We start from the raw sequence: 21,957 nt of genomic DNA on the forward strand, positions 1-21,957 counted from the left end.
GCGTCTACTTCTTCTTCACCGACTCCAGCAGCTTGCGGAAGGGCTTCTCCGCGGCGGCCGCCGTCTTCTCGGGCGCGGTCAGCTTGAAGAAGACGGCGCCCTCGGGCCCTTCGACAATCGCGCCCAGCAGGCGGTAGCCCGGCTTCGGCGCGGAGGGGCCCATCATGGGCCCGCCGCCCGCGTACGTGCCCTTCACGTCCACCGTGGTGACGGGCATGCCGTTGAGCTTCTCCGTCTTCGTCTTCGCCACCTTGTCCACGGGCTTGCCGTCCGGAGTCTGGAACTGGCCCACCCAGCGCTTCACGTTCGCGTCCACCGCGCCGCCCTGGCCCTGGCCGAAGTAGAAGACGGCCAGCTCACCGCCCTCGGCGTCGCCCTTGGCCGCCGGAATCTTGTACGTCGCCGCGCGCATCGGCCGCTCGCCCTGCGTCGTCCACTCCGCGGGGGCCGTCCACGTCAGTCCCCCGGCCTCCTCCGCGTGAGCCACCACGGCCGCAATCACCACCAGCACACTCAGCAGTCGGTTCATGCCGCGTAACGTACCCGCCGCATGTCCCCCGCGCAGCGGCTGAGACGGCCAGTCCGCCCGGCTCGTCCGCCAGCCACGAATGACACGCAGCGTCAAGTCGCCTGTCTTCCTGGCAACCAAGCAACGTGCTACGCCACGGAATCGTTTCCAGCAGTCCAACTTTGGACGCGAGGGGTCTGACTCATGAGAAAGATGTTGTTCCTGGGGGCACTCGCCCTGGGCTCGGCGGCGTGTGATCCGGATATCGCCAAGGACGCACCGCCGGCCGCTGAAAATGTCCCCGCCGTCGCGGAGTTCGACCCCGCGGCCTCGCCGCCGGTGGTACCGACGCCCAACGACCTGGCCATGAAGAATGGCCTGGTCAACGCGCCCATCAGCGAGAACTCTCCCGCGGCGGAGCAGGAGTTCACGCGCGACTACCTGAACACGCTCGACGGCTTCCCCACGTCCGTCAGCGCCAGCACGACGGTCAAGAACCTGGACCCGTCCAGCGTGACCGCGGCCACGGTGAAGATCCTCGACCTGTACGAGGGCACGCCGCTGTCCAAGCCGGTGCCGGCCAACGTCGTCGTCGGCTACAACCCGGACACCAACAAGGTGAACGTGATTCCCCCCACGGGGTGGCCCAAGGGCGGCCGCTACGCGGTGGTGCTCGTGGGTGGTGACAAGGGCCTGAAGACGGTGACCGGCAAGAACGTCATCGCCTCGGCCACCTGGGCCTTCGCCAGCTCCACGGAGCCGCTCGTCACGTGCGAGGACCTGACGGCCTCCAACTGCCGCGCCGCCACCGAGCTCATCCCCGCCACGGCGACGGACCCCGCCGAGCGCATCGCCCAGCAGACGGCCACCGCGCTCCAGCTGGAGCAGCTGCGCCGCGGCTACAAGCCCGTCATCGACGCGGCCGTGGAGAAGTTCAAGCTCAACCGCGACGACATCGTGCTCGCGTGGACCTTCACGGTGATGAACATGCCGGAGGCCACGTTCGACCCGGCCAACAGCATCATCCCCTTCCCCAATGACCTGCTCCGCGTCCCGGCCACCGCCAACGCCCCGGCGCACCTGAACCTGCCGGTCAACACCAGCCCCAACGCCAACCCGCTCGAGGTGGCCATCTCCAAGGGCCTCAACACGCTGGACGGCTGGTCCACCACCGCCCCCATCGTCTCGGAGAACGGCGCCAAGACGGGCGTCATCGACCTGGGCGCCGAGCTGGACATGAACACGGTGCAGCTCGCCACCACGCCGCAGCCCGGCAAGACGCTCTACTTCGTGAAGGTCACCAACACCGACAAGGGCACGGCCCCCAAGGTGAAGGTGTGCCTCAACTGCACCTCCAGCCTGAAGGCGGACGGCAGCGCGCAGACCACGCCGCAGCAGCTCCAGATCATCCCCGAGGTGCCGCTCGACGAGGCCACCCAGTACGCCGTCGTCATGCTGCGTGGCATGAAGGACATCAAGGGCCGCTCCGTGGCCCCCACCGCCGCCCAGGCGCTGCTGCGCAGCAAGGCGCCGCTCGTCGACGACGCTGGCAAGAGCCAGGTGGCCGCGGTGCCGGACTTCCTCGCCGGCCAGCTCGAGCCGGCGCGCAAGGGCATGAAGCCGCTCTATGACGCGCTCGAGAACCTCGGCATCCCGCGCAAGGAAGTGAACCTGGCGTGGGCCTTCAGCACGCAGAGCACGCTGTCCATCCTCCAGAAGCTGAACCTGGCGACCAGCAACGTGCCCGCGGACCCCGTCTACCTGACGGACCAGACGACGACCTTCCAGGGCATCCTGGCGCTCAACAAGCTGGACAGCGAGTCGGTGGGCGCGGCCTTCGCCGGTGCCTACACCTCCATCTACATGCTGAGCGACGAGCAGGGCACGCTCAACCGCACGGAGCCGCGCGTCGAGCACGTCCCGTTCCTGCTCTTCACGCCGAAGGCGGACGTGGCGCCCATGCCCGCGAGCGGCTACCCGGTGGTCATCTTCGGCCACGGCCTGACGGGCAACCGCATGAACGTCGTGGCGGTCGCCAACATGTTCAACAAGAAGGGCTTCGCGGTGGTCGCCATCGACTCCGCGCTGCACGGCGAGCGCACGAGCTGCGCGGGCATCGCGCCTCCGGGCCTCACCGCCGGCTCGGTGACCATCGACTCGCCGGACGAGGCGTGCAACACCGGCAGCACCTGCGACGTGACGCCCAACAGCCCCAGCTTCGGCCGCTGCGTGGCCCCCGCCGCCGCCATCACCTGCGACCCGGCCCCGACGGCCGCGGTGCCGGGCGACCTGACCTGCGCGCAGGCGCGCCAGGGCCGCTGCCTGGCCACCGGCAAGTGCGAGGGTGGTGACTTCCTGCGTGGCGGCAACAACAGCCCCAACGCGGCCCCGGTCGTCTCCGGTTGGAACTACCTCAACCTCACCAACCTGTTCGCCACGCGCGACAACTTCCGCCACTCCGTCATCGACGTCGCGCAGCTGGCCCGCATGGTGGCCACCGACACCCTCGACGCGCGCATCGCCGCGGCCAGGGCGGGCTCCGGCACCATCGACGGCACGAAGGTCTACTACGTGGGCCAGAGCCTCGGCGGCCTCCAGGGCGCGCTGGTGGGCGCCGTCAACACGAAGCTGCAGCGCGTGGGCCTCAACGCCGCGGGCGGCGGCCTGACGGACGTGCTGCTGACGGCCACCAACCCCACCTTCGTCGCCTACCGCAAGGGCTTCAACGACCTGCTCGCCAGCGCGAGCCGTGCTCCCGGCACCCCGGCCTACGACGAGTTCATCACCCTGGCCCGCACCATCCTGGACCCGGCCGACCCGCGCAACTTCGGCTACTTCCTTGAGAACGGCCAGGCCGACAGCCGCGACGCGTTCATCCAGTACATCAAGGGCGACGACGTCATCCCCAACCCGGTGACGGACTTCCTCACCGGCGCGGCCAACCGCGGCACCACCCGCTCGGTGCAGTCGTACATGTTCGACGTCCAGCCGCTGCCGGCGAACGTCAAGCACGGCTTCTTCACCATCTTCGACCCGACGCTGGACCCCGCGGACCCCGCGGATGCGCAGACGATTGCCTTCCTCAAGTCCGTCCGCGACACGGCCCAGAATCAGATGGCCGAGTTCCTGAAGACGGGCATCGCGCCCACCCCGTAACCGCCCACCGAGAGAGACGAACAGACCATGAAGAAGACACTCTCCCTGGTAGCGCTGCTCGCCGCCGGTACGTCGCAGGCCGCGGGCTTCCAGATCAACACCCAGAGTTCCCGCTCGACGGGCATGGCGAACGCGTCCGTCGCGTGGCTGAACGACTCGTCCGCCATCTACTACAACGCGGCGAACATCCTGGGTGACGCGAAGCTGGACGTGCAGGTGGGCGACACCGGCATCCTGCCCACGCTGAAGTTCACCCCGGAGGGCGGGGCGACGCAGGGCCAGAAGACGACGCTGTCCCCGCCGCCGCACCTGTACGCAACGTACAAGGTGATGGACAAGCTGGCGGTGGGCCTGGGCATCTACACGTCCTTCGGCGCGCGCAGCCGCTGGGTGGATGACTTCGTGGGCCGCTTCCGCGCCCGCGAGTCGGCCATGGCCGTCTACAACATCAACCCCACGGTGGCCTACCAGGTGCATGACCGCATCAAGGTGGGCGTCGGGCTCGACATCGGCCGGGCCACGCTGGAGCTGAAGCGCGCCCTGGACTTCGTGGAGAGCGAGGGCAACGTCCACATGGGCGCCGGCGCGTGGGGCATCGGCGCCAACGTCGGCGTCCAGGGCGTGGTGGTGCCCGAGCTGCTGTCGGTGGGCGTCCACTACCGCAGCCCCATGAAGGTGACGTTCAAGGGCGACGCGGACTTCCAGGACGTGCCGGCCGAGTTCCAGGCCCGCCTGGCGGACACCATCGTCCAGGGCGACGTCACGCTGCCGCAGCAGATTTCGGCGGGCGTGGCCGTCACGCCGCTGAAGAACCTGACGCTGGCCTTCGACGCGAACTGGGTGGACTGGTCCGACTTCCAGGAGCTCGCCATCGAGTTCCCGGAGAACCCGGCGCTCAACAACCCGCTGCCGAAGAAGTGGAAGGCGACGTGGAACTTCCACCTCGGCGGTGAGTACGGCGTGACGGACGCGCTGAAGGTGCGCGCGGGCGTCCTGCTGGACCCGTCCCCGAGCCCGCAGGACACGCTGACGCCGGACCTGCCGGACGCGGACCGCTTCGCGGTGACGGGCGGCGTGGGCTACGGCTTCGGCTCGCTGCGCGCGGACGTGGGCTACCAGTTCGTCACGCTGTCCGACAACGACAGCGTCGCGCCGGGCATCCCGGGCCGCTACAACGGCACCGCGCACGTGTTCAGCCTGACGCTCGGCTACGCCATGAAGTAGCCACGAGGACGGCCCCGGCCCCTCGCGGCCGGGGCGGTGCCTGACGACGCCCGGGTCTCCCGCATGGGGGCCCGGGCGTTTCGTTTTCCGGCGGGCGCTTCGCGCGCGTCAGACGCGCAAGTCGCCCTCGTGCAGCACGCGGCCGGAGGCGAGGGCCTGGGCGGTGCGCTGGAGGCGCTCGGTGCCCATGCGCATCAGCATGCCCTTGAGGCCGGGCTGGCTGAGGAGGTGCTTCTCGAAGGCGGCGCGCTCCAGGCGCAGCACCACGCCCGGCACGTCCGCGCGCACGGTGGCGGAGACGGGCTTGTCCAGCAGCAGGGAGATTTCGCCGAAGACGTCGCCCTCGCGCAGCTCCGCCAGGGCCACGCGGCGGCCGTGGGGCTGCTCCAGCCAGGGCGTGCAGCGGCCGCGCAGCACCACGTAGAAGGCGTCTCCGGGCTGGCCCTGCGTCAGCAGCGCCTCTCCCGCGCTCACGGTGCGCAGCTGGAAGTCGCGGGAGATGGCCGCCTTCTGCGCGGGCGTCAGCTTGCTGAGGAGCGGGTTGCTGCGCAGGAGGTTCTCCACCATGCGCCGCCGGTAGAAGGCCTCCACCGCGCCGGCCACCGAGGGGTGGCGCGCGGCCACGGCGTCCAGGTGCGCGCGCGTGAGCTCCAACAGCACGGCGCGCTCGGTGGCCACCACCGAGGCGAGCCGGAGCCCCTCCGTGACGAGCGCCAGCTCTCCGAAGAAGTCGCCGGGCATGACGGTGCCCACGGACTTGCGCTCGCCGCCCTCGAAGGTGCGCAGCACGTCCGCGCGGCCCTCCACCAGCGCGAACATGGACGCGCCCTGGGCGCCCTCCTCGACGATGGACTGCCCGGGGAAGAAGGCCCGCACCTCCAGCGCCTCCAGCAGCGCGATGAAGGCCTCGCGGTCCAGGTGCGAGAGGATGGGCAGCGCGCCCGGCGCATCGGCCTCGGGCACCGGGGCCATGATGCCTGGCAGGGTGGCTCCGCCCGGAGTCGCGACCGCGCCCGGCGCCAGGGCGAAGCGCTCCGCCAGCACGCGCGCGGTGCGCGTCCTCACGGCCGGGAGCGCGCCGAGCCGGGACAGGGCGACACAGGCGGACACCGCGCGCAGCGCCTGGCCCGCCTTCGCCCAGGCCAGCGCGGCGGCCTCGTACGCCACCGCCGCGTCCGCCTGCCGCCCCAGCCACTCCGACAGCTCCGCCACCTTCTGGCGCACCTCCGCGTCGTCCGGGGCGGCCTTCGCCACGCCCTGGTACTCCGCCAGCGCCTCCTCCAGCCTGCCCTCGCTGGCGAGCTGGACGGCCCGCTCCCTGCTCACGCCCGTTTCCGCCATCCCCAAACCTCCGCCTACGCGCTCAGCGCGCGCACGCGCTCCGCCAGGTTCTCCGTGAAGAGCCGGTAGATGCGTAGCGCCGCGGCCTCGTGCGTGTCCAGGTAATGCTGGAAGTCCACCCGCGTCACCCGCAGCGCCCGCACCGGCGTGCGAGAGCGCACGTGCGCCGACGTGGGCCCATCCAGGATGAGCGAGATTTCCCCCAGGAACGCCCCGGGCCCCAGCGTGTTGAGCAGCCGCGCGTCCTGCCCCGCGCCGCTGTACACGTCCACCGTCCCGTCCAGCAGCACCAGCAGCCCCGTCCCCCGAGCCCCCTTCTCCAGCACCGTGGTGTCCGCGGGGATGAGCACCTGCTGCGCCATGCGGAACAGGTCCTTCATGTCCTGCATCGGCAGCTCGCCGAAAATCGGAATGGCCTTGAGGTACTCGTAGCCGTCCGGCGCCGGCATGGACGCGCGCTCGGATTCGGGCGGCGTCTCATCCAGCCCCAGGTGCCTGAGCAGCCGCGCGTGCTCCGCCTGCAGCGCGCCGTCCTCGCGCGCCGCGGCGGACACCTGCATCTCGTCCGCGAGCAGCACCAGCGCGCGCCACGAGTCGCCCAGCGCGTCCAACAGCGCGCTCATCCGCAGCACCGCCTCGCGCCGGCGCGGATGCCCGGGCGGCACCGCGCGCAGCGACTCCAATTCCGCGTGCGCGTTGCCCAGCTCGCGGTACACCGCCGCGGCCTCCAGCGGCCGGTGCAGCCGCGTGAGGCACTGGGCCATGGACTCGCGCGCGTCCAGCGCCCGGTACAGCTCCAGCGCCCGCTCCAGGCTGCCCGCGCGCTCGAAGGCCGCCGCCGCCCGCCCGCGCTCACCGGCCCGCAGCCATGCCTCGGCTGCCTTCTGCAGCGCGCCGGCCTGCTCGTGCAGCGGCGCCGCCACCGCATGCGCGCCATCCTCTTCCAGCAGGCGCGCCGCGCCCTCGAAGTCCCGCGCCCGCCGCAGCACCTCCACCAGCGACGCGCGCGTCTGGGCGGGCAGGCCGTGGGACTCCTCCAGCACGCGCTCCCGCTGCGACGCCGCCAGGTGCTCATAGGCGCGGACGGCCACCTCCACCGCGCCCTGCATCACCGCTTCCCACACGGTACGCGTGGCTGCCCCCGCGGGCACGTCTCCCCGCACCGCGCCGTCGTCGATGAGCCTGGGCTCCACCGTGGACCCCGCCATGTCGTGCACTCCCCCGGGGACACCGTGGGCCGCCCGTCTGGAGCGGCCCGCGTTCAGGTGTCTCCCACGTCCGTAGCAGACAGGGCGGGTGGGAGGCGAGCCCCGTGCGCCGGGCCCGCCTCCTCCTGGGACCGCGAAACACCCCTCCCCGCGCGTTTGACGGGTGGACAACCCTCCCCGCGCGGGAGGCTTGCGCTTCAGAGCTCCGGGAAGATGAGCAGGCCGCGCAGGGTGTCGATGACGTACACGTAGCCGTCACCCGGCACGCGGATGCCGATGGCCCCCTCGTAGAAGGAGAAGCCCGCCTGCACGTGGTCCGGCTTGTAGGTGTTGTAGTAGCCCACCTCGCGCGGCTGCGAGGGCACCGACACGTCCAGCACGCGCACGCCGTCCTGGTAGTGGGCGAGGTACAGCTTGTTGCCCTTCAGCTCCATGTTGTGGATGGAGACACCGGGCCGCAGGCGGTACTCGCCGATGATGCGCACCGCCGCCAGGTCCGTCACGTCCAGCACGCGCAGGTGCGCGCCCCAGTCCTCCCCCCCCTCGAAGGCGATGAGCCGGCCGCCCATCCGCGTCACCCGGCTGGTGTGGCTGGTGGCGCGCGCGTAGACGTACTGGCCCACCTCCTCCACGTCGTCCAGGTCGCTCACGTCCGTGATGACGTACCCTCTGTGCAAGTTGCTGATGTAGAGCTTGCCCTCGAAGGGGAAGGCGTCGTGCGGGTAGTTGGCGACCGAGGACGAGTCCCCGGTCACGAGGCGCTTGAGCAGCACGGGCGACTTCGCGTCCTTCACGTCGAAGATGAGGACCTCCGCGTTCGGCGACGGCGACATGGCGTACAGCCGGTCGCCTTCGACGATGACGGTGTGCACGTTCAGGCCGGCCGAATTCCCGGGCACCGAGCGGATGAACTGCGGGTCCGCCGGGTTGGAGATGTCGAAGACGCGCACGCCCTCGTTGGAGCTGGCCACGTAGAGCGCGTCGTCCTTCGCCCAGACGCCGTTCCAGTAGTTGTCACCGGGGAAGGAAATCGTCTTCTTCAACACCGGCGCGCGCTTGTCCGTCACGTCGTACACGCTCAGGCCACCGGGACGGGTGATGAACGGCAGGGACACCACGTACGCGTGGCCCTTCGTCACGTACACGTCCGCCGGCGTCGCCTTGCCCACCGCCGTCTCCGACAGCAGCGTCACGCCCGAGGCCTCGGACTCACCCGAGCGGCGCACCTGGCGCGCGGCCTCGAAGGTGCCGAACACCGCCGGCGCCCCATTGACGCACGTCTGGACGCAGCCCTTCAGCGTGAGCCCGTCGTCGCTGGCCTCGCACCCCACGAACGCGAACGCGGAGGAGCCGCCGTCGGGGCGGTCCGTCCGGGTGCCGAGGAACAGCCGCCCGTCCTCCGACTGCTGGTCGCGGAGGCCGAGGGTGGAGAAGTTGGAGACGCCACCATCCGTCACCACCCGCATCGAGCTCACGTCCGTGGTCAGCGGCTCGATGCCGTCGAAGATGACGTGCGTGGTGTAGAGCCCGTCCTGCTTCGCGAGCGTCAGCGAGGACAGTTTGCAGGCGGACACATCGAAAGCCTCATAGGTGCCGCACGGGACGGTGGTGTTCGTCACGGGCTTGCACGCGGCGAGTCTCCCGGTGTGCGCCCAGTCCGGGCCGTCCGCCATCCACGGCGTCACGTCGACCCTCTCCTTGGGCGGCTCCATCAGTTCTCCAGAGCACCCCGCCGCCACGCCGACCACACCGGCCAGGAGCCATCCGCACGCGCTACGCGTCCATCGCTTCATTCGAGCGATTCCTTTCATCCATGATGGGTGAGAGCGGCGGCGGCCCCCGCCCGGCCCGCGAGGTACAACCGTCCTGCTCAACGGGAGAACGAGCGAGGAGGCGAGCGCATATCGCTCGACCCTTCACGTTCCGCCGCTATGCCCGGGCGCGCCGGGCGTTATCGTGGGGCCGGGCCGGCTCATCCCTCGGAGTCTCGGAGAATGGATTCTCGCAACTCGGTTACAGGGAAGCTCCTCGCCGCGCTGCTGGCCCTGGCCACCAGCGGGGCGGCCCACGCGCATGCAGGCCTGCCAGAGACCTCCAACGTCACCATCCGCCGGGGCCACCCCGAGGACTTCTTCGTGGGCGCCACCTTCGGCGCGGTGATTTCGCGCGACAGCGGCCAGACGTGGCGGTGGATTTGCCCGGACGCCATGGGCTACGGCGGCTGGCGCCCGGAGTCCTTCCTGTGGCGCGAGGCCGGGGACATCATCGCCGCCACCGGCAGCGCAATCCTGCGCTCGGCCGACAATGGCTGCTCGTGGAATACGCATCCGTATTTCAAGAGCACCTGGGTGACGGGGCTCGCCGCGCACCCCACGGATGACCGCATCCTCTATGCCGTCACCGGCCGGCCCACGACGCCCAACGGTGTGTACCGTTCTCGGGACGGCGGCGAGACGTGGGAGGCCACGCCCCTGTTGCGCACCGGGCTCAACCTCAACGCCGTGCGCGTCTCGCCGGTGGACCCGCGGCGCGTGTACGCGTCCGGCGACGAGGGCGGCAAGCTGCTCCTCTTCCGCAGCGACGACGCGGGCGACACGTGGGAGGAGCTGCCGCAGGCGCTGCCGGAGCTGCTGCGCCCGTATGATTTGGTGGTGACGGCGGTGGACCCCGCGCAGGCGGACGGGGTGTGGGTCCGCGTGTCCGCGCAGGGCTACACGTACCTGCTGCGCAGCGAGGACCGGGGCCACACGCTGGTGAAGGTGCAGGAGCTGGACGACGTCTTCATCAACATGGACCTGTCCGCCGACGGCGGCACCGCCTGGGTGGGCACCCTCAACTCCTTCTTCCGGGGCCCGAGCTCCGGTCCGCTGGACAAGCAGCCGCTGCCCACCGGGAACGCGTGCGTGCTGCGCACCGGCGACGCCATCTATGCCTGCGGCTCCACGTGGCTGCACGACTGGGCGCTCGCGCGCAGCCGCGACGAGGGCGACACGTGGGAGCCGCTGTTCACCCTCTATGGCATCAAGGGCCCCGACCAGTGCCCCGCGGGCACGCCGGTGCAGCGCATCTGCCCGGGGTTGTGGCCGCAGCTCGCGGACCAGCTCGGCGCGGAGGTGTACCCCGACGGCGGCGTGATGGAGCCGCCTCCGCCCGAGGACGCGGGCACGCCCGATGCCGGGACGGAGCCGCCTCCCTCGAAGCCCAAGGCCGGTGGCTGCGACGCGGTGTCCGGGAATGCGGCGCCCGTCCTGCTCCTTCTGTCGACCCTCACGATGTGGCGCCGCGGCCGGCGGCGCTCGAACCGGTAGGCCCCTCACCATGAAGAACATCTCCCGGAAGCTGTTGTGGACGTCCCTCTCGGCCGCGCTGCTGGCGCTGACTCCCGCCTGCGACAATGACGACGAGACGGACACCGACGAGTGCGGCGAGCCGCTCTACGGCGGCGATGCCACCGACGAGGCGTGGCGCGCGATGGTGGACGCCCAGAGCAAGGCGACGGCCAGCACGCAGTCGGTGACGCTGGAGTCTCCCACCGAAGGGCAGCAGTACGTCACCACCGAGGCGGCGCCCACGTGGCGTTGGACGTCGCCGATTGCGTCGCTCGTGCCGGGCTCGGAGCCCGCCGCGCCGTCGCTCCCCGCGCGCCCACGCGAGGGACGCTCCCTGCTGGCGCGGCTGGGGAACCTGATTCTGCCCTCGGCCGAGGCGCACCTGCCGCCCTTCACCGGTGACATCTACTGGGTGCAGGTGACGGTGCCGGGCCAGAAGTGCCCGGTGGCGATGCTCACCTCGAATCTGGAATGGCAGCTCGACGCGGCCACGTGGGACACGCTGCGCGGCGCGGTGGACCAGGACCTCTCCGTCCAGGTGACGAGCGCGTACCTCGTGGAGAACCGCCTGCGCGAGGGCCCGTACAAGCTGGCCACGCCGCGCACCGTGCACATCGTGGGGGCGCGATGAGCGGGGCCCGCCGGTGGCTGCCGGCGCTCGCGCTCGCGCTCGCGGCATGCAGTGAGGACCCGGACCCCGGAGATGCCCGCACGCCGCCGGAGGAAATCGACTACGCGCACCCGGACCCGTGGGCGGAAGGAACCGTCGTTCCACCGCCCGGGCCCGGCGGGCGCATCCTCATCACCAACAGCCTCGACGACACGCTGAGCCTCATCGAGCTGGACACCGTGGGCACGCCCGGCTTCAAGGAACTGGCGCGCGTGCCGGTGGGGCTCAACCCCGTGGAGCTGGAGGGGCCGCACCACACGGCGGTGGCTCCGGACGGCGCCGCCTACTACGTCGGCATCTCCAACTACGTGCCGGGTGGCGGCTCGGGGCCGCATGGCACGCACGGCACCGGCTCAGAGGACGGCTACTGCCTCAAGCTGGATGCGCGCGACAACCGGCTGATGGGCTCGGTGCGCGTGGACCCGAACCCCGGTGACATCATCGTCAGCAAGGACGGGCGCACGCTGTACCAGACGCACTTCGACACCTTGAAGATTGTGAAGGTGGCGCAGCAGGGCGGCAGCCAGGACAAGATGAACGCGCGGATGGCCATCATCGACGCGGCCACCATGACGCGCAGGAGCATGGTGGAGGTGTGCCCCGCGCCGCACGCGGTGCGCCTGTCCGCCGACGAGCGCACGGCCTACGTCGCGTGCTGGTCCGACCAGGTGGCGATTGTCGACCTCACCACCAGCCCGCCCGGCGTGCAGCTGGTGAACGTGGCGGCCAGCATCGGCACGGCGGTGAGCCCCCGGCATGAGCCGTACGCGCTCACGCTGTCGCCCACCACGGGCGAGGCGTGGGTCAGCTCCATGGCGAGCCGGCAGGTGCAGGTGCTCAACCCCACCACGCGCGCCATGGACGCCACGCGCACGGTGACGGGGCTGCGCGGCGCGCCCATGTTCGGAGCCTTCACGTCCGACGGGAGCACGCTCTACATGCCCTACCAGGGCGCGGACGCGCTCGCGGTCATCGACCCGGTGACGGGCACCGTGCAGCGCGAGCGCGAGGTGGACCTCGCGTCGCATGGCTGCCTCAACGTGCACCAAATCACCCTGACGCCGGACGACAAGTACGGCCTCGTCGTCTGCGAGGGAGACCACCTGGGCCCGGGCACGTTGCACGCGGTGGACCTCGCCGGGGGCGCCGTGGTGGGCACCGTGCAGGTGGGCATCTTCCCGGACTCGGTGAGCATCCTGCGGGGGCAGCCATGAGGCGCGCGGGACTGGGAGTGCTCGCGGCGCTGTCCCTGCTCGCGGCGGCCTGCGGCGACGACGAGCCGGTGCCCGCGGCGGAGTATGGCGAGCGGCTGTTCAACGACTCGAAGCTGTCGGAGAGCCAGTTCAACAGCTTCTCGTGCGCGACGTGCCATGCGACGACACCTGGCGCTCCGGCGGGGCGGATGGACGCGGGGTACACGCTGCATGACTCGGCCTTCCGCAAGCGCTGGTGGGGCGGGTACGAGACGCGCCTGCTGGACGCGGTGAACTTCTGCTACGTCAGCTTCATGCGCGGCGTGCAGCCCCTGCCCGAGGACTCGCCGCAGAGCCGCGCGCTCTACGAGTACCTCGTCAGCATCAGCCCCAATCAGGACGCACGGCCGCTGCCCATGACGGTGGTGAAGAACGCCGCCGACGTGCCGCGAGGCGACAGGGCTCGCGGGCAGGAGGTCTACCGCGCGGCCTGCCAGGGCTGCCACGGTGAGCTGCACACGGGCGCGGGGCGGCTGACGGAGTCGGCCTCGCTGCTGCCCGAGGTGACGGAGGACTACGGCGAGGTGTTCCCCGGCGTGCCTCCCTCGCTGGTGGTCATCGAGAAGGTACGGCACGGCCAGTTCTTCGGCGTCGGCGGCAACATGCCGCCCTACAGCCTGGAGGCCCTGTCCGACGCGGACCTGGGCGCGCTGCTCACGTACCTGGACCTGTGACACCCACCGCGTCCGGGGCGTAACCTCGCCCCTCTCCGAGGTACGTACACGGGAGCACGCATGGGGTTCTGGAGCAGGCTGTTCGGACGGAAGGCACCGGAGGCGAAGCCTTCCGTCCCAGCTCCGGCCCCGGCGGCGGACGCGGCGCCGAGCATGGACCCTCGCGAGTACCTCCTGAGGCAGGTGGAGGCCGTGCTCCGCACCGAGCCGGGGGTGGAGAAGGTGGAGCGCCACCCGGAGCTCTACGGCCTCCGGTTCACCCGCGACGGGCGCCAGGGCAGCGTGTTCCTCGACAACCTCTACGCGGACACCCGCGAGGTGCCGCCCGAGGCGCGCCCCCTCATCATCCAGCGCTTCCTCAAGTCACTGCGGCACGAGGGCCCGGACTCACATCCCTGGGAGGACGCTCGGCAGCGCCTGTTGCCCGTGCTGCGCGCGTCCACCTTCGGCATGTCGCAGCTCGCGCAGCTCGAGGCGGACCGGGAGCTGGTGGGGCGGCGCACGGTGCCCTACCTGTTGGAGCTGCTGGTGGTGGACCTGCCGGAGTCCGCCATGTTCGTGCAGCGGCGGCACCTCCAGGACTGGGGCGTGAGCGAGGACGAGGCCTTCGCCGCGGCGTACGAGAATCTCGGCGAGCTGCGGATGGACGGCGTGGTGGAGCTGTACGACCGCGAGCCGAGCCCCATCTGGTCCATCGACTCGGGCGACACGTACGAGACGTCACGCCTGCTGTCCCCGGGGCTCCTCGCGTCCTTCGCGGACAAGGTGGAGGGCCGGCCCATCGCCATCCTCCCGGAGCGCGCCACGGTGCTCATCGCCGGGGACGCGAATCCCGCCACCGTGGCCCGCCTGTGCGAGAGCGGCGAGCGCGAGTACGAGGCCGCCACGCGCCGCCTCACCCCGGCGCTCTACACAGTGGGTGACGAGGGCCGCCTGGTGCCGTACCTGCGCCCCGGCGACGACACGCTCGCTCAGCGCGTGCGGCTGGCACACGTGCGGCTCGCCCTGTCCGAGTACGCCTCGCAGAAGGAGGCGCTCGACAAGCTGCACGAGACGAAGAACGTGGACGTCTTCGTCGCCACGCTCTCCGCCGTCGCCCGGAAGAAGGACCAGCGCCCGATTACGTGGTGCGTGTGGAGCCATGACGTGGACGCGCTGCTGCCGCGCGCGGACGTGGTGGCGGTGCACGCGGGCACCGAGGACGTCTTCATGGTGCCGTGGGAGGACGTGGAGCGGCTGGCGCCCGGGCACCTCACGCTGGCGCCGGAGACGTGGCCGCCGCGCCACCGCACCACCGTGAGGCCCACGCCGGAGGTGCTGGAGCGGCTGCGCGCCGCGCGGGTGGACCTGGAGGACTACGTCGGCAGCTGAGCCCGCCGAGTCAGCCCACCCACCGTCATCGCGTCAGGCCCCGGCATGTGGGGCCGTGCCCCCGAGGAGACCTTCATGCTTGCCTGCCTGGATGTGGACTACCGCGCTGACCTCACCGTGGCCGCGTGTGTCCTCTTCCGGGACTGGGCGGACGGCGTGGAGGCCTCGCACCGGGTGGACCATGGGCCTCCCGCCGCGCCGTACGAGCCGGGCCAGTTCTACCGCCGTGAATTGCCGCACCTGTTGCGAGTGCTCGGCCTGGTGCAGGAGCCGCTGGAGGCCATCGTCGTCGACGGCTACGTGTGGCTGGGCGAGGACCGGCCCGGACTGGGCGCGCACCTGTACGAAGCGCTGGGCCGCACCGTGCCCGTCATCGGCGTGGCGAAGACGGCCTATGTCACCACCGGCCCCGCCATGCCCGTGCTGCGCGGACAGAGCCTGCGGCCCCTCTTCGTCACCGCCGTCGGCATCGACACGGCGACGGCCTCGGACTGCGTGCGACGCATGCATGGGCCCTCGCGCATCCCCACCCTGCTGAACCGGGTGGACCGGCTGTGCCGCGAGTCGTGAGCCGGGCGCCACGCTTCGGCGGTGATGCCCTGCTCGCGGCCCGGTTGGCCGGTTCCGCCCGCCGGGCGCCGCGCTGCTGGCGGGCTCCCGCATGGCCTCATGTCGCGAGCGTGACGCCCTGGCTGCCCACCAGGCGGGGATGACGCGCAGCGGTGCAACGACTTCGCTCGTGCCCTCGTGGGGGGCTTCCCCGCGGGCGCGTCCTGAGCGACAACCTCTCCATGCAACGCCGTCACTTCCTCCGCTTCTCCGCCCTCGGGGGCGGTGCGCTCGCCCTGGGCAGCCTCGGCTTCTGGCGGAACGTCTACGCCACGCCGCCTCGGCCCGCGGAGGGCCCCGGCCCCTATGGCCTGCTGGCGAGCACTCCGGACGTGAACGGGCTGCTGCTGCCACGCGGCTTCACCTCCCGCCTCATCGCCCGCAGCAGAGACGTGGTGCCGGGCTCGCGCCATCCGTGGCACATGGCTCCGGACGGCGGCGCCTGCTTCCGCATGCCGGACGGCGGCTGGGTCTACGCGTCCAACAGCGAGACCTCTCCCGACGGCGGCGTGTCCGCGGTGCGCTTCGGTCCTGGAGGCGAGCTGAAGGACGCCTACCGCATCCTCTCCGGCACGGACGTCAACTGCGCCGGCGGGCCCACGCCCTGGGGCACGTGGCTGTCCTGCGAGGAGCATCCGCGCGGCCACGTCTGGGAATGCGACCCGTCACGTCCCGGACAGGGAGTCATGCGGCCCGCGCTCGGTACCTTCACGCACGAAGCCGTGGCGGTGGACCCGGTGGGCCGGCGCCTGTACCTCACCGAGGACACGTCGGACGGACGCTTCTACCGCTTCACTCCCGCGAAGTGGCCCTCACTGGAGTCGGGCACGCTGGAGGCCGCGCGCGTCGTCGGAGACGTCTTCAAGGGCGCGAAGGTGGACTGGGTGCGCGTGTCTCCGGAGGCGCCCGCGTCCGAGCAGCCCGCCGCGAGCGAGACGACGGTGTTCCGCGGCGGCGAGGGGTGCTGGTACGACGGAGGCGTCGTCTACTTCACCACCAAGCGGGACAACCGCGTCTGGGCGCTCATGCCCGCCGCCGGGCGGCTGGAGGTGCTGTACGACGCGGAACGCTACCCGGGCTCGCCGCTGATGGGCGTGGACAACGTCACCGTGTCGCGTGGCCGCGAGGTGTTCGTCTGCGAGGACGGAGATGACATGCAGGTGTGCCTGCTCACGCCGGACCGGAAGGTGACGCCGTTCCTCCAGGTGGTGGGGCACTCCGGCTCGGAGCTGGCGGGCGCGGCCTTCAGCCCGGATGGACGGCGCCTGTACTTCAGCTCGCAGCGGGGCATCGACGGGCGCGGCATCACCTTCGAGGTGACGGGGCCGTTCCGCACCCGGGCGGCGTGAGGCGGGCGCGGGGGCGTCCTGTTCGGAAATGTCGGGACATTTCGCGCGCAAAACCCCCGACATTTCCGAACAGGACGCCCTGCTCCCCTGCCCGGGGGGCGTCCGTCGCCCTGGAAACCTCACGTCGGGAGGCTTACCTTTCGCGGCGGATGCGCTCGCACCCGCCCTCTCAGCTCGCCCTCTTCGACGCTTCGGCACCGGCGCGCCCGGAGCACACCGAGCGTGTCGATGGCCCTGCTCATTCCGAGCCCTCCGCGCGCCCCGAGCGCACCGTGGCCGCCTCTTCGGAGCAGACCGCGCCTCCCGACACTTCTGAAACCGCGCCCGACCACCGCCTCCCCGTGCGTGAGGACGCGGTGCCACTGGCCTCGGACCTGGCGCGGCGGCTGTCGTCGCTGCTCGGCGTCCCCGTGCACCTGCGCCTCACGGACAACCTCGCCACGCTGGTCAGCTTCCGCCGGAGCCCCGAGGGCCTGCGCCTGCGCGTGCACCACCTCTTCCTCAGCGCACCGGACGCCGTCGTCCACGCCATGGCTCGCTACGTGGGCCGCGATGACGCCGGCGCTCGCGAGGTGCTCGAAGCCTACGCCCACTCGCGCAGCGGGCTCGTGCGCCGCGAGCGCCAGCCCGGCAAGCCCCTGCGCTCGCGCGGGAAGTGCTTCGACCTGCGCGCCCTCTCCGCCCGCCTCAATGCCGCCCACTTCGACAACCGCGTGCGCGTAGACGTCGGATGGGCGCGCAAGCCCGGCCGGGCCCGGCGCCGCAGCATCCATCTGGGTGGCTACGACTCGCGGCGGCGTGAAATCCGCATCCACCCCGCGCTCGACAAGCCGCACGTCCCGGCCTTCGTGGTGGACTACCTCGTCTTCCACGCCATGCTGCACGCGGACCTCGCCGGGCCGGATGCCTCCGTCACCGACGAGGACGGCCGCTGCGCCCCCGGGCATACCCCGGACTTCCTCGAGCGCGAGGCGGCCTTCCCCTTGCGTGACGCGGCACAGCGCTGGCTCGCGGAGAACCTCGCCTCACTGAAGCGCGGCTGACGCAACCGTCCGTGAACAGTGGCGGCGGCAGGCCCGAAGGCGGCATGCTTCCGGTCAATGCGCTACTTCAGCGTGGAAGAGGCCAACCGGCTGGTGCCGCTGCTGACCCGCACCTTCGAGCGCGTCCGCCCGTGGGTGGAGCGGGCGCAGCAGCTCGCGGAGACCCTCGGCTCGGACGGGAGCACCCCCGGCGTGCAGCTCGACTCGTTGCGCGAGGAGCGCGACGCCCTGGTGGAGCGCATCCGCGGCGAGCTGCTCCAGCTCACGGAGATGGGCCTCGAAATCAAGGGCGCCGACGGGCTCGTGGACTTCCGCGCGCACCGGGGTGATGACCCGGTGTTCCTCTGCTGGCGCTTCGGCGAGCCCGCCGTCACCCACTGGCACGAGCTGCAGGACGGCTTCGCCGGGCGGCGCCCCATCGACAGTCCGGACGACTTCGCGCCCACCTGGCTGAGCTGACGGCCCTCAGCTCCCGCCGAAGCTCTTCTGGAGCAGGCCCATCTTGTTGCGCGCGGACAACAACTGCTGCCGCAGCGAGTCGGCCTGCCGGGCCACGTCGTGGAACTCCTTCTCCTCCGCGGCCTCTCCCAGCGCCTGCGCCTCGTCGGCCACCTGGGTCATGCGCTCCTGCAGCGCCTGAAAAGTCGTCGCCAGCGCGGCGTTCTCCTCGGGCGTCTTCGCCTGCTGGCGCTGCTGGGCGAACTGCTGCATCTGCACGTTCAGCTCGCCCGCGCTCTGGCCCAGGTTGCCGTAGCGCACGAGCAGGTCCTTGAAGACCTCGGTGCGCGACTGGAGCTCCTGGGCGCGCTGGTGGACGGCCTCGGCCTGGGTCTGCTGCCTGTCACGCACCTTGGAGATGGCTCCGACGAGCGCGGTGACGCGCTGACGGAGCTGGTCGTCCATGTCGGCCAGGCTCTTCAGGGTGGCGGAGGCCCGCTCCAGGTGCTTCTCGGACTCGAGGGGGGCCTTCTGGAGCTGCTCGGAGAGGGCCTCGAAGCGCTCCAGTCCCTCGTCGAGGGCCTGTGCGGCGGCCACCAGCTCCGATTCCTGCGGCTTGTCGCGCTTGCTCATAGGTGGCCGGCACCATGGCACGCGCGAGGGCCGGAGTGGTGCCGTCGCTTCTGATTCCGGACAGAGCGCCGGCATACGGGCCGCTGCGCGCGGTGCCGAGTGTCCGCATGCTCGCAGCTCGGGGCATCCGGACCGCGCGGGACACCTGCCCTCTTGCCGGGAGGGTCCCTACCTTGTGCGGAAAGCGCGCGAGCGCGCGCGGCACACGACACGAGGAGAGCGGGATGCCCAGGCCATACAGTTTCGACCACTTCCAAGCCAAGAAGCCGATGCAGGCCGCTATCGGCACACCGGGCCGGCTCAGCAATGACGAGGACAAGCAGAAGCCGCTCAAGAGCGAGCTGTCGGAGAAGCAGCCGGACACCATCCCCGGCGCGCACCAGGGTGAAATCCACTACGGCATGGCGCACGCGGAGACGGTGAAGCGCCTCCAGGAGCGCCGCGCGGCCCGGGCCAAGAAGGAGGCCCGCGCCAAGGCGGCCACGAAGCGCCCGGCGGGTACGCGCAAGGCCGCCGCGAAGAAGGGCGCCGGCACCGCCACCGCGAAGACGGCGCGCACAGGCAAGACGGCGCGTGAGGGCACCAGCACCATGCCGCGTGCGAAGCCCATCACCCGGACGGCCAGGGCGGACGCCGGGGAGCACGTGACGGCGAAGACGGCGCGCAAGAAGACGACGCGCGCGGAGCCGGCGGCCGAGCGCACCAGCGCCCCGGCGAAGCGCACCGAGGCCACCGAGAAGCAGGGCCTGCTCGGGCGCGTGGTGGGCACGGCGCTGTCCACCGGCAGCAAGGGCCTGGCGCGCGCCGCCGCCTTCGCGAAGGAGGTCCGCGCCAGCAAGAGCAAGGCGGAGAAGTCCAAGACGGGCGCCAAGGCGGAGAAGCCCACGGGCAAGAAGCGCTGAAGCCCACAGGCTCGCGAATCCGCGCGAGCCTTCGCGTGGGTGAAGGGGAGCACGGCCGGGGCCTGTCCGGGCATGACAGCCGCCCCGCCTGCCCTCCTGCCCGCCGCTCTCAGGCCGGAGTCCGTGCAGCCTGCCCGCCCGTGCTCGCCACCGCGCGCCGCCGTCCCCAACTTCCCCACATCCATCGCCCGAGGTTCGCACCATGCCCATGGCTTTCTTCCGCTCCGTGCTCGTCACCGGCGCCACAGGCCGGCAGGGCGGCGCCGTGGCCCGTCAGCTCCTGAAGCGCGGCCACCGCGTCACCGCCTTCGTCCGCAACCCGGACTCTCCCGCCGCCGAGGAGCTGCGGTCCATGGGTGCCGAGCTCGCCGTGGGGGACTTCGACAACGTGGATGCGATTGCGCTCGCCGCGCAGGGCATGGACGCCATGTACGCCATGGCCACGCCTTTCGAGGCGGGCGTGGAGACGGAAATCCGCCACGGCCTCAACCTGGCGGACGCGGCGCGGCTGGCGGGCGTGCGGCACTACGTGTACTCGTCGGTGGCCGGCGCGGACCGAAGGACGGGCATCCCCCACTTCGACAGCAAGCACCGCGTGGAGCTGCACGTGCGCCGCAGCGGCCTGCCGTACACGATTCTCGGGCCCACCTTCTTCATGGAGAACTTCACCAGCCCCATGTTCGAGAAGGGGCTGAAGGCGGGCGTGCTCGCCATGGGCCTGCCGCCCACGCACGGCCTGCAGATGGTGGCGCTGGATGACCTGGCCGCCTTCACCGTGCGCGTGCTGGAGGAGCCGGACCGCTTCCTCGAGGAGCGCATCGACGTCGCGTCGGACGAGGTGACGGGACAGCAGGCCGTGGGCCTGCTGTCCATGGTGAGCGGCCACCGCATCCACTACGAGCAGCTCCCGCTGGACTTCCTGCGCGAGCGCAGCGAGGACCTCGCGGCCATGTGGGAGTGGCTGGACAGGGTGGGCTACCACTCGGACATCCTCACGCTGCGGCACTCGTACCCGGAGGTTCGCTGGCACACCTTCGAGGACTGGGCGCGCGGGCAGGACTGGAGCGCGCTCACCTCGCCCGCCTGGCCCCACGCGGCCGCGGAGCCCGTGCCGGGCACCAGCCACTGAGGGCTCCACGCCCGGGCGCCTCGGGGCTCGGGTGGACGGGCGCTCCGGGCCCCCGCTCCACCGCGCGGCTTCCTACCTTTCACACGAGGAGGAAGTCCCATGCCCATGCGAGGAATCCGGCTCGTCACCGCGGCGCTGCTCGTCGCCTCGGGCTGCATCCCGGAGGCGCGGCTGCGCCCCGCGTCCGAGGCCCAACCGCAGGAGGGCGTGAAGGACGCCGCGAGGGCTGAGTCTGCCGGAGTCGTCATGGTGGCGTCCGGCAACGCGTGGAAGGGCGAGCCGGAGCACCTGGAGCGCAGCCTCATGCCGGTGCTCGTCCGCCTGGAGAACCACAGCGGCCGGCCGCTGCGTCTCGAGTACCGCGCCTTCTCCCTCGTCGGCGGCGAGTCGCGCTTCCAGTACGCCGCGGTGCCGCCGCTGCTGCTGAGCCCGAGCGGAGGCACGGGGATGGGCGGCTCGGGACCCGGCGGGTCATTGGACATGGGTGCCGGGGCGTACCGGCAGGTCGACCCGCACAACCCCTTCGTGGGCTCGTACGGCCCCTACTACCCGAACACGTCCGGCCGGCAGTGCGTGGAGCCGCTGCCCTCGCCGGACATGCTCGCGAAGGCACTGCCCGAGGGCACGCTCGTCGACGGAGGCCGGGTGGAAGGCTTCCTCTACTTCCAGGGCGTGTCCGAGCGAGAGAGCCAGGTCGTGCTCCAGGCCCGGCTCGTGGATGACAGCACCCATGAGCCGTTCGGCGCGCTCGACATCCCCTTCCAGGTCCGCAAGGAGTGACGCGCGTCAGTGGATGGTGATGGGCGTCGTTCGCGTGGCCGGGCGCTGGAGCCCGTCCAGGAGCGGCGTCTCCTCCGTCATGCCCAGCTCGCGGCGCAGCTCCTCGCCGTGTATCGGCAGGCCGAAGAACGCGGCCAGGGGGACAATGTCCAACACGCCGGTGATGAGCGGCGGCAGCCCCGCGAGCGCCACGGCCATGCCGCGCGACGTCCCCGAGGTCAGCCCTCCCAGCACCATCCCAGCGCCCGTCACGATGCGGAGCCACCGCCCCGTCCGCGACGCCAAGAAGCCGACGACCATAGACACCTCCACGGGGCGAAGATGGGCACGCCCCATGGCC

The 21,957-nt window shown here is 71.4% G+C and carries 20 protein-coding genes; 14 read left to right on the plus strand and 6 right to left on the minus strand.

Annotated features, from left to right (window positions below; all coding sequences use genetic code 11):
* Nucleotides 1–4 precede the first annotated feature (4 nt).
* On the minus strand, nt 5–529 hold the full coding sequence (locus ACVTJA_RS49505; protein WP_465831527.1) for a hypothetical protein: 525 nt from the start codon (nt 527–529) through the stop codon (nt 5–7).
* A gap of 183 nt (nt 530–712) precedes the next feature.
* Here ACVTJA_RS49505 and ACVTJA_RS49510 point away from each other — a divergent pair, with 183 nt between their 5' ends.
* On the plus strand, nt 713–3,664 hold the full coding sequence (locus ACVTJA_RS49510; protein ID WP_465831529.1) for a hypothetical protein: 2,952 nt from the start codon (nt 713–715) through the stop codon (nt 3,662–3,664).
* 27 nt (nt 3,665–3,691) lie between these two features.
* Nucleotides 3,692–4,888, plus strand: a complete 1,197-nt coding sequence (locus ACVTJA_RS49515) for an OmpP1/FadL family transporter (protein WP_465831530.1) — start codon at nt 3,692–3,694, stop codon at nt 4,886–4,888.
* 108 nt (nt 4,889–4,996) lie between these two features.
* Here ACVTJA_RS49515 and ACVTJA_RS49520 read toward each other — a convergent pair whose 3' ends face one another.
* The 3 genes from ACVTJA_RS49520 to ACVTJA_RS49530 form a co-directional block, all read right to left on the minus strand.
* Entirely contained in the window at nt 4,997–6,229 is a 1,233-nt protein-coding gene (locus ACVTJA_RS49520; RefSeq protein ID WP_465831532.1) for a cyclic nucleotide-binding domain-containing protein, read from the minus strand.
* A gap of 14 nt (nt 6,230–6,243) precedes the next feature.
* Nucleotides 6,244–7,437: a cyclic nucleotide-binding domain-containing protein gene (locus tag ACVTJA_RS49525; protein ID WP_465831534.1), complete on the minus strand. Its 1,194-nt coding sequence runs from the start codon at nt 7,435–7,437 to the stop codon at nt 6,244–6,246.
* A gap of 197 nt (nt 7,438–7,634) precedes the next feature.
* The gene (locus ACVTJA_RS49530) at nt 7,635–9,149 is read right to left on the minus strand and encodes an LVIVD repeat-containing protein (protein ID WP_465831536.1); all 1,515 of its coding nucleotides are present in this window, start codon (nt 9,147–9,149) and stop codon (nt 7,635–7,637) included.
* A 282-nt stretch (nt 9,150–9,431) separates the two neighbouring features.
* Here ACVTJA_RS49530 and ACVTJA_RS49535 point away from each other — a divergent pair, with 282 nt between their 5' ends.
* The 9 genes from ACVTJA_RS49535 (at nt 9,432) to ACVTJA_RS49575 (ending at nt 18,194) form a co-directional block, all read left to right on the plus strand.
* Nucleotides 9,432–10,745 carry a WD40/YVTN/BNR-like repeat-containing protein gene (locus ACVTJA_RS49535; protein WP_465831537.1) on the plus strand — a complete coding sequence of 438 codons (1,314 nt, stop codon included), beginning with the start codon at nt 9,432–9,434 and terminating at the stop codon, nt 10,743–10,745.
* A gap of 10 nt (nt 10,746–10,755) precedes the next feature.
* The gene (locus ACVTJA_RS49540) at nt 10,756–11,397 is read left to right on the plus strand and encodes a hypothetical protein (protein WP_465831539.1); all 642 of its coding nucleotides are present in this window, start codon (nt 10,756–10,758) and stop codon (nt 11,395–11,397) included.
* The gene (locus ACVTJA_RS49545; protein ID WP_465831541.1) at nt 11,394–12,650 is read left to right on the plus strand and encodes a YncE family protein; all 1,257 of its coding nucleotides are present in this window, start codon (nt 11,394–11,396) and stop codon (nt 12,648–12,650) included. Before ACVTJA_RS49540 ends, ACVTJA_RS49545 begins: the two co-directional genes overlap by 4 nt.
* A complete protein-coding gene (locus ACVTJA_RS49550) occupies nt 12,647–13,363 on the plus strand; it encodes a c-type cytochrome (RefSeq protein WP_465831542.1) in 717 nt (238 codons plus the stop codon). The genes ACVTJA_RS49545 and ACVTJA_RS49550 overlap by 4 nt, the downstream gene beginning before the upstream one ends.
* Before the next feature lie 60 nt (nt 13,364–13,423).
* Nucleotides 13,424–14,734: a DUF1444 domain-containing protein gene (locus tag ACVTJA_RS49555; protein ID WP_465831544.1), complete on the plus strand. Its 1,311-nt coding sequence runs from the start codon at nt 13,424–13,426 to the stop codon at nt 14,732–14,734.
* A gap of 75 nt (nt 14,735–14,809) precedes the next feature.
* Entirely contained in the window at nt 14,810–15,304 is a 495-nt protein-coding gene (locus ACVTJA_RS49560; RefSeq protein ID WP_465831545.1) for an endonuclease V, read from the plus strand.
* Nucleotides 15,305–15,525: 221 nt separating this feature from the next.
* The gene (locus tag ACVTJA_RS49565; protein ID WP_465831547.1) at nt 15,526–16,692 is read left to right on the plus strand and encodes an alkaline phosphatase PhoX; all 1,167 of its coding nucleotides are present in this window, start codon (nt 15,526–15,528) and stop codon (nt 16,690–16,692) included.
* 149 nt (nt 16,693–16,841) lie between these two features.
* Entirely contained in the window at nt 16,842–17,735 is an 894-nt protein-coding gene (locus tag ACVTJA_RS49570; RefSeq protein WP_465831548.1) for a hypothetical protein, read from the plus strand.
* A gap of 57 nt (nt 17,736–17,792) precedes the next feature.
* A complete protein-coding gene (locus ACVTJA_RS49575) occupies nt 17,793–18,194 on the plus strand; it encodes a DUF2203 family protein (RefSeq protein ID WP_465831550.1) in 402 nt (133 codons plus the stop codon).
* 6 nt (nt 18,195–18,200) lie between these two features.
* On the opposite strand, the gene ACVTJA_RS49580 is transcribed toward ACVTJA_RS49575, so the two are convergent.
* The gene (locus ACVTJA_RS49580) at nt 18,201–18,806 is read right to left on the minus strand and encodes a hypothetical protein (RefSeq protein ID WP_465831552.1); all 606 of its coding nucleotides are present in this window, start codon (nt 18,804–18,806) and stop codon (nt 18,201–18,203) included.
* A gap of 224 nt (nt 18,807–19,030) precedes the next feature.
* Here ACVTJA_RS49580 and ACVTJA_RS49585 point away from each other — a divergent pair, with 224 nt between their 5' ends.
* The 3 genes from ACVTJA_RS49585 (at nt 19,031) to ACVTJA_RS49595 (ending at nt 21,617) form a co-directional block, all read left to right on the plus strand.
* Entirely contained in the window at nt 19,031–19,708 is a 678-nt protein-coding gene (locus ACVTJA_RS49585) for a hypothetical protein (protein ID WP_465831554.1), read from the plus strand.
* A 202-nt stretch (nt 19,709–19,910) separates the two neighbouring features.
* Nucleotides 19,911–20,837: an NmrA/HSCARG family protein gene (locus ACVTJA_RS49590; protein ID WP_465831555.1), complete on the plus strand. Its 927-nt coding sequence runs from the start codon at nt 19,911–19,913 to the stop codon at nt 20,835–20,837.
* A 99-nt stretch (nt 20,838–20,936) separates the two neighbouring features.
* Nucleotides 20,937–21,617: a hypothetical protein gene (locus tag ACVTJA_RS49595; RefSeq protein WP_465831557.1), complete on the plus strand. Its 681-nt coding sequence runs from the start codon at nt 20,937–20,939 to the stop codon at nt 21,615–21,617.
* A 6-nt stretch (nt 21,618–21,623) separates the two neighbouring features.
* On the opposite strand, the gene ACVTJA_RS49600 is transcribed toward ACVTJA_RS49595, so the two are convergent.
* Entirely contained in the window at nt 21,624–21,917 is a 294-nt protein-coding gene (locus ACVTJA_RS49600) for a hypothetical protein (RefSeq protein ID WP_465831559.1), read from the minus strand.
* Between the last annotated feature and the right edge of the window lie 40 nt (nt 21,918–21,957).

The sequence above is a fragment of the Pyxidicoccus sp. M6 genome (genome assembly GCF_055568925.1).

Bases quoted from the DNA above. Each gene is read 5' to 3' on its own strand.
- ACVTJA_RS49505 (WP_465831527.1), bottom strand. From the start codon at position 529: ATGAACCGACTGCTGAGTGTGCTGGTGGTGATTGCGGCCGTGGTGGCT.
- ACVTJA_RS49520 (WP_465831532.1), bottom strand. From the start codon at position 6,229: ATGGCGGAAACGGGCGTGAGCAGGGAGCGGGCCGTCCAGCTCGCCAGC.
- ACVTJA_RS49585 (WP_465831554.1), top strand. From the start codon at position 19,031: ATGCCCAGGCCATACAGTTTCGACCACTTCCAAGCCAAGAAGCCGATG.
- ACVTJA_RS49580 (WP_465831552.1), bottom strand. From the start codon at position 18,806: ATGAGCAAGCGCGACAAGCCGCAGGAATCGGAGCTGGTGGCCGCCGCA.
- ACVTJA_RS49570 (WP_465831548.1), top strand. From the start codon at position 16,842: ATGCGCTCGCACCCGCCCTCTCAGCTCGCCCTCTTCGACGCTTCGGCA.
- ACVTJA_RS49600 (WP_465831559.1), bottom strand. From the start codon at position 21,917: ATGGTCGTCGGCTTCTTGGCGTCGCGGACGGGGCGGTGGCTCCGCATC.
- ACVTJA_RS49560 (WP_465831545.1), top strand. From the start codon at position 14,810: ATGCTTGCCTGCCTGGATGTGGACTACCGCGCTGACCTCACCGTGGCC.
- ACVTJA_RS49590 (WP_465831555.1), top strand. From the start codon at position 19,911: ATGCCCATGGCTTTCTTCCGCTCCGTGCTCGTCACCGGCGCCACAGGC.
- ACVTJA_RS49595 (WP_465831557.1), top strand. From the start codon at position 20,937: ATGCCCATGCGAGGAATCCGGCTCGTCACCGCGGCGCTGCTCGTCGCC.
- ACVTJA_RS49530 (WP_465831536.1), bottom strand. From the start codon at position 9,149: ATGGAGCCGCCCAAGGAGAGGGTCGACGTGACGCCGTGGATGGCGGAC.
- ACVTJA_RS49550 (WP_465831542.1), top strand. From the start codon at position 12,647: ATGAGGCGCGCGGGACTGGGAGTGCTCGCGGCGCTGTCCCTGCTCGCG.
- ACVTJA_RS49565 (WP_465831547.1), top strand. From the start codon at position 15,526: ATGCAACGCCGTCACTTCCTCCGCTTCTCCGCCCTCGGGGGCGGTGCG.
- ACVTJA_RS49545 (WP_465831541.1), top strand. From the start codon at position 11,394: ATGAGCGGGGCCCGCCGGTGGCTGCCGGCGCTCGCGCTCGCGCTCGCG.
- ACVTJA_RS49535 (WP_465831537.1), top strand. From the start codon at position 9,432: ATGGATTCTCGCAACTCGGTTACAGGGAAGCTCCTCGCCGCGCTGCTG.
- ACVTJA_RS49555 (WP_465831544.1), top strand. From the start codon at position 13,424: ATGGGGTTCTGGAGCAGGCTGTTCGGACGGAAGGCACCGGAGGCGAAG.
- ACVTJA_RS49575 (WP_465831550.1), top strand. From the start codon at position 17,793: ATGCGCTACTTCAGCGTGGAAGAGGCCAACCGGCTGGTGCCGCTGCTG.
- ACVTJA_RS49525 (WP_465831534.1), bottom strand. From the start codon at position 7,437: ATGGCGGGGTCCACGGTGGAGCCCAGGCTCATCGACGACGGCGCGGTG.
- ACVTJA_RS49510 (WP_465831529.1), top strand. From the start codon at position 713: ATGAGAAAGATGTTGTTCCTGGGGGCACTCGCCCTGGGCTCGGCGGCG.
- ACVTJA_RS49540 (WP_465831539.1), top strand. From the start codon at position 10,756: ATGAAGAACATCTCCCGGAAGCTGTTGTGGACGTCCCTCTCGGCCGCG.
- ACVTJA_RS49515 (WP_465831530.1), top strand. From the start codon at position 3,692: ATGAAGAAGACACTCTCCCTGGTAGCGCTGCTCGCCGCCGGTACGTCG.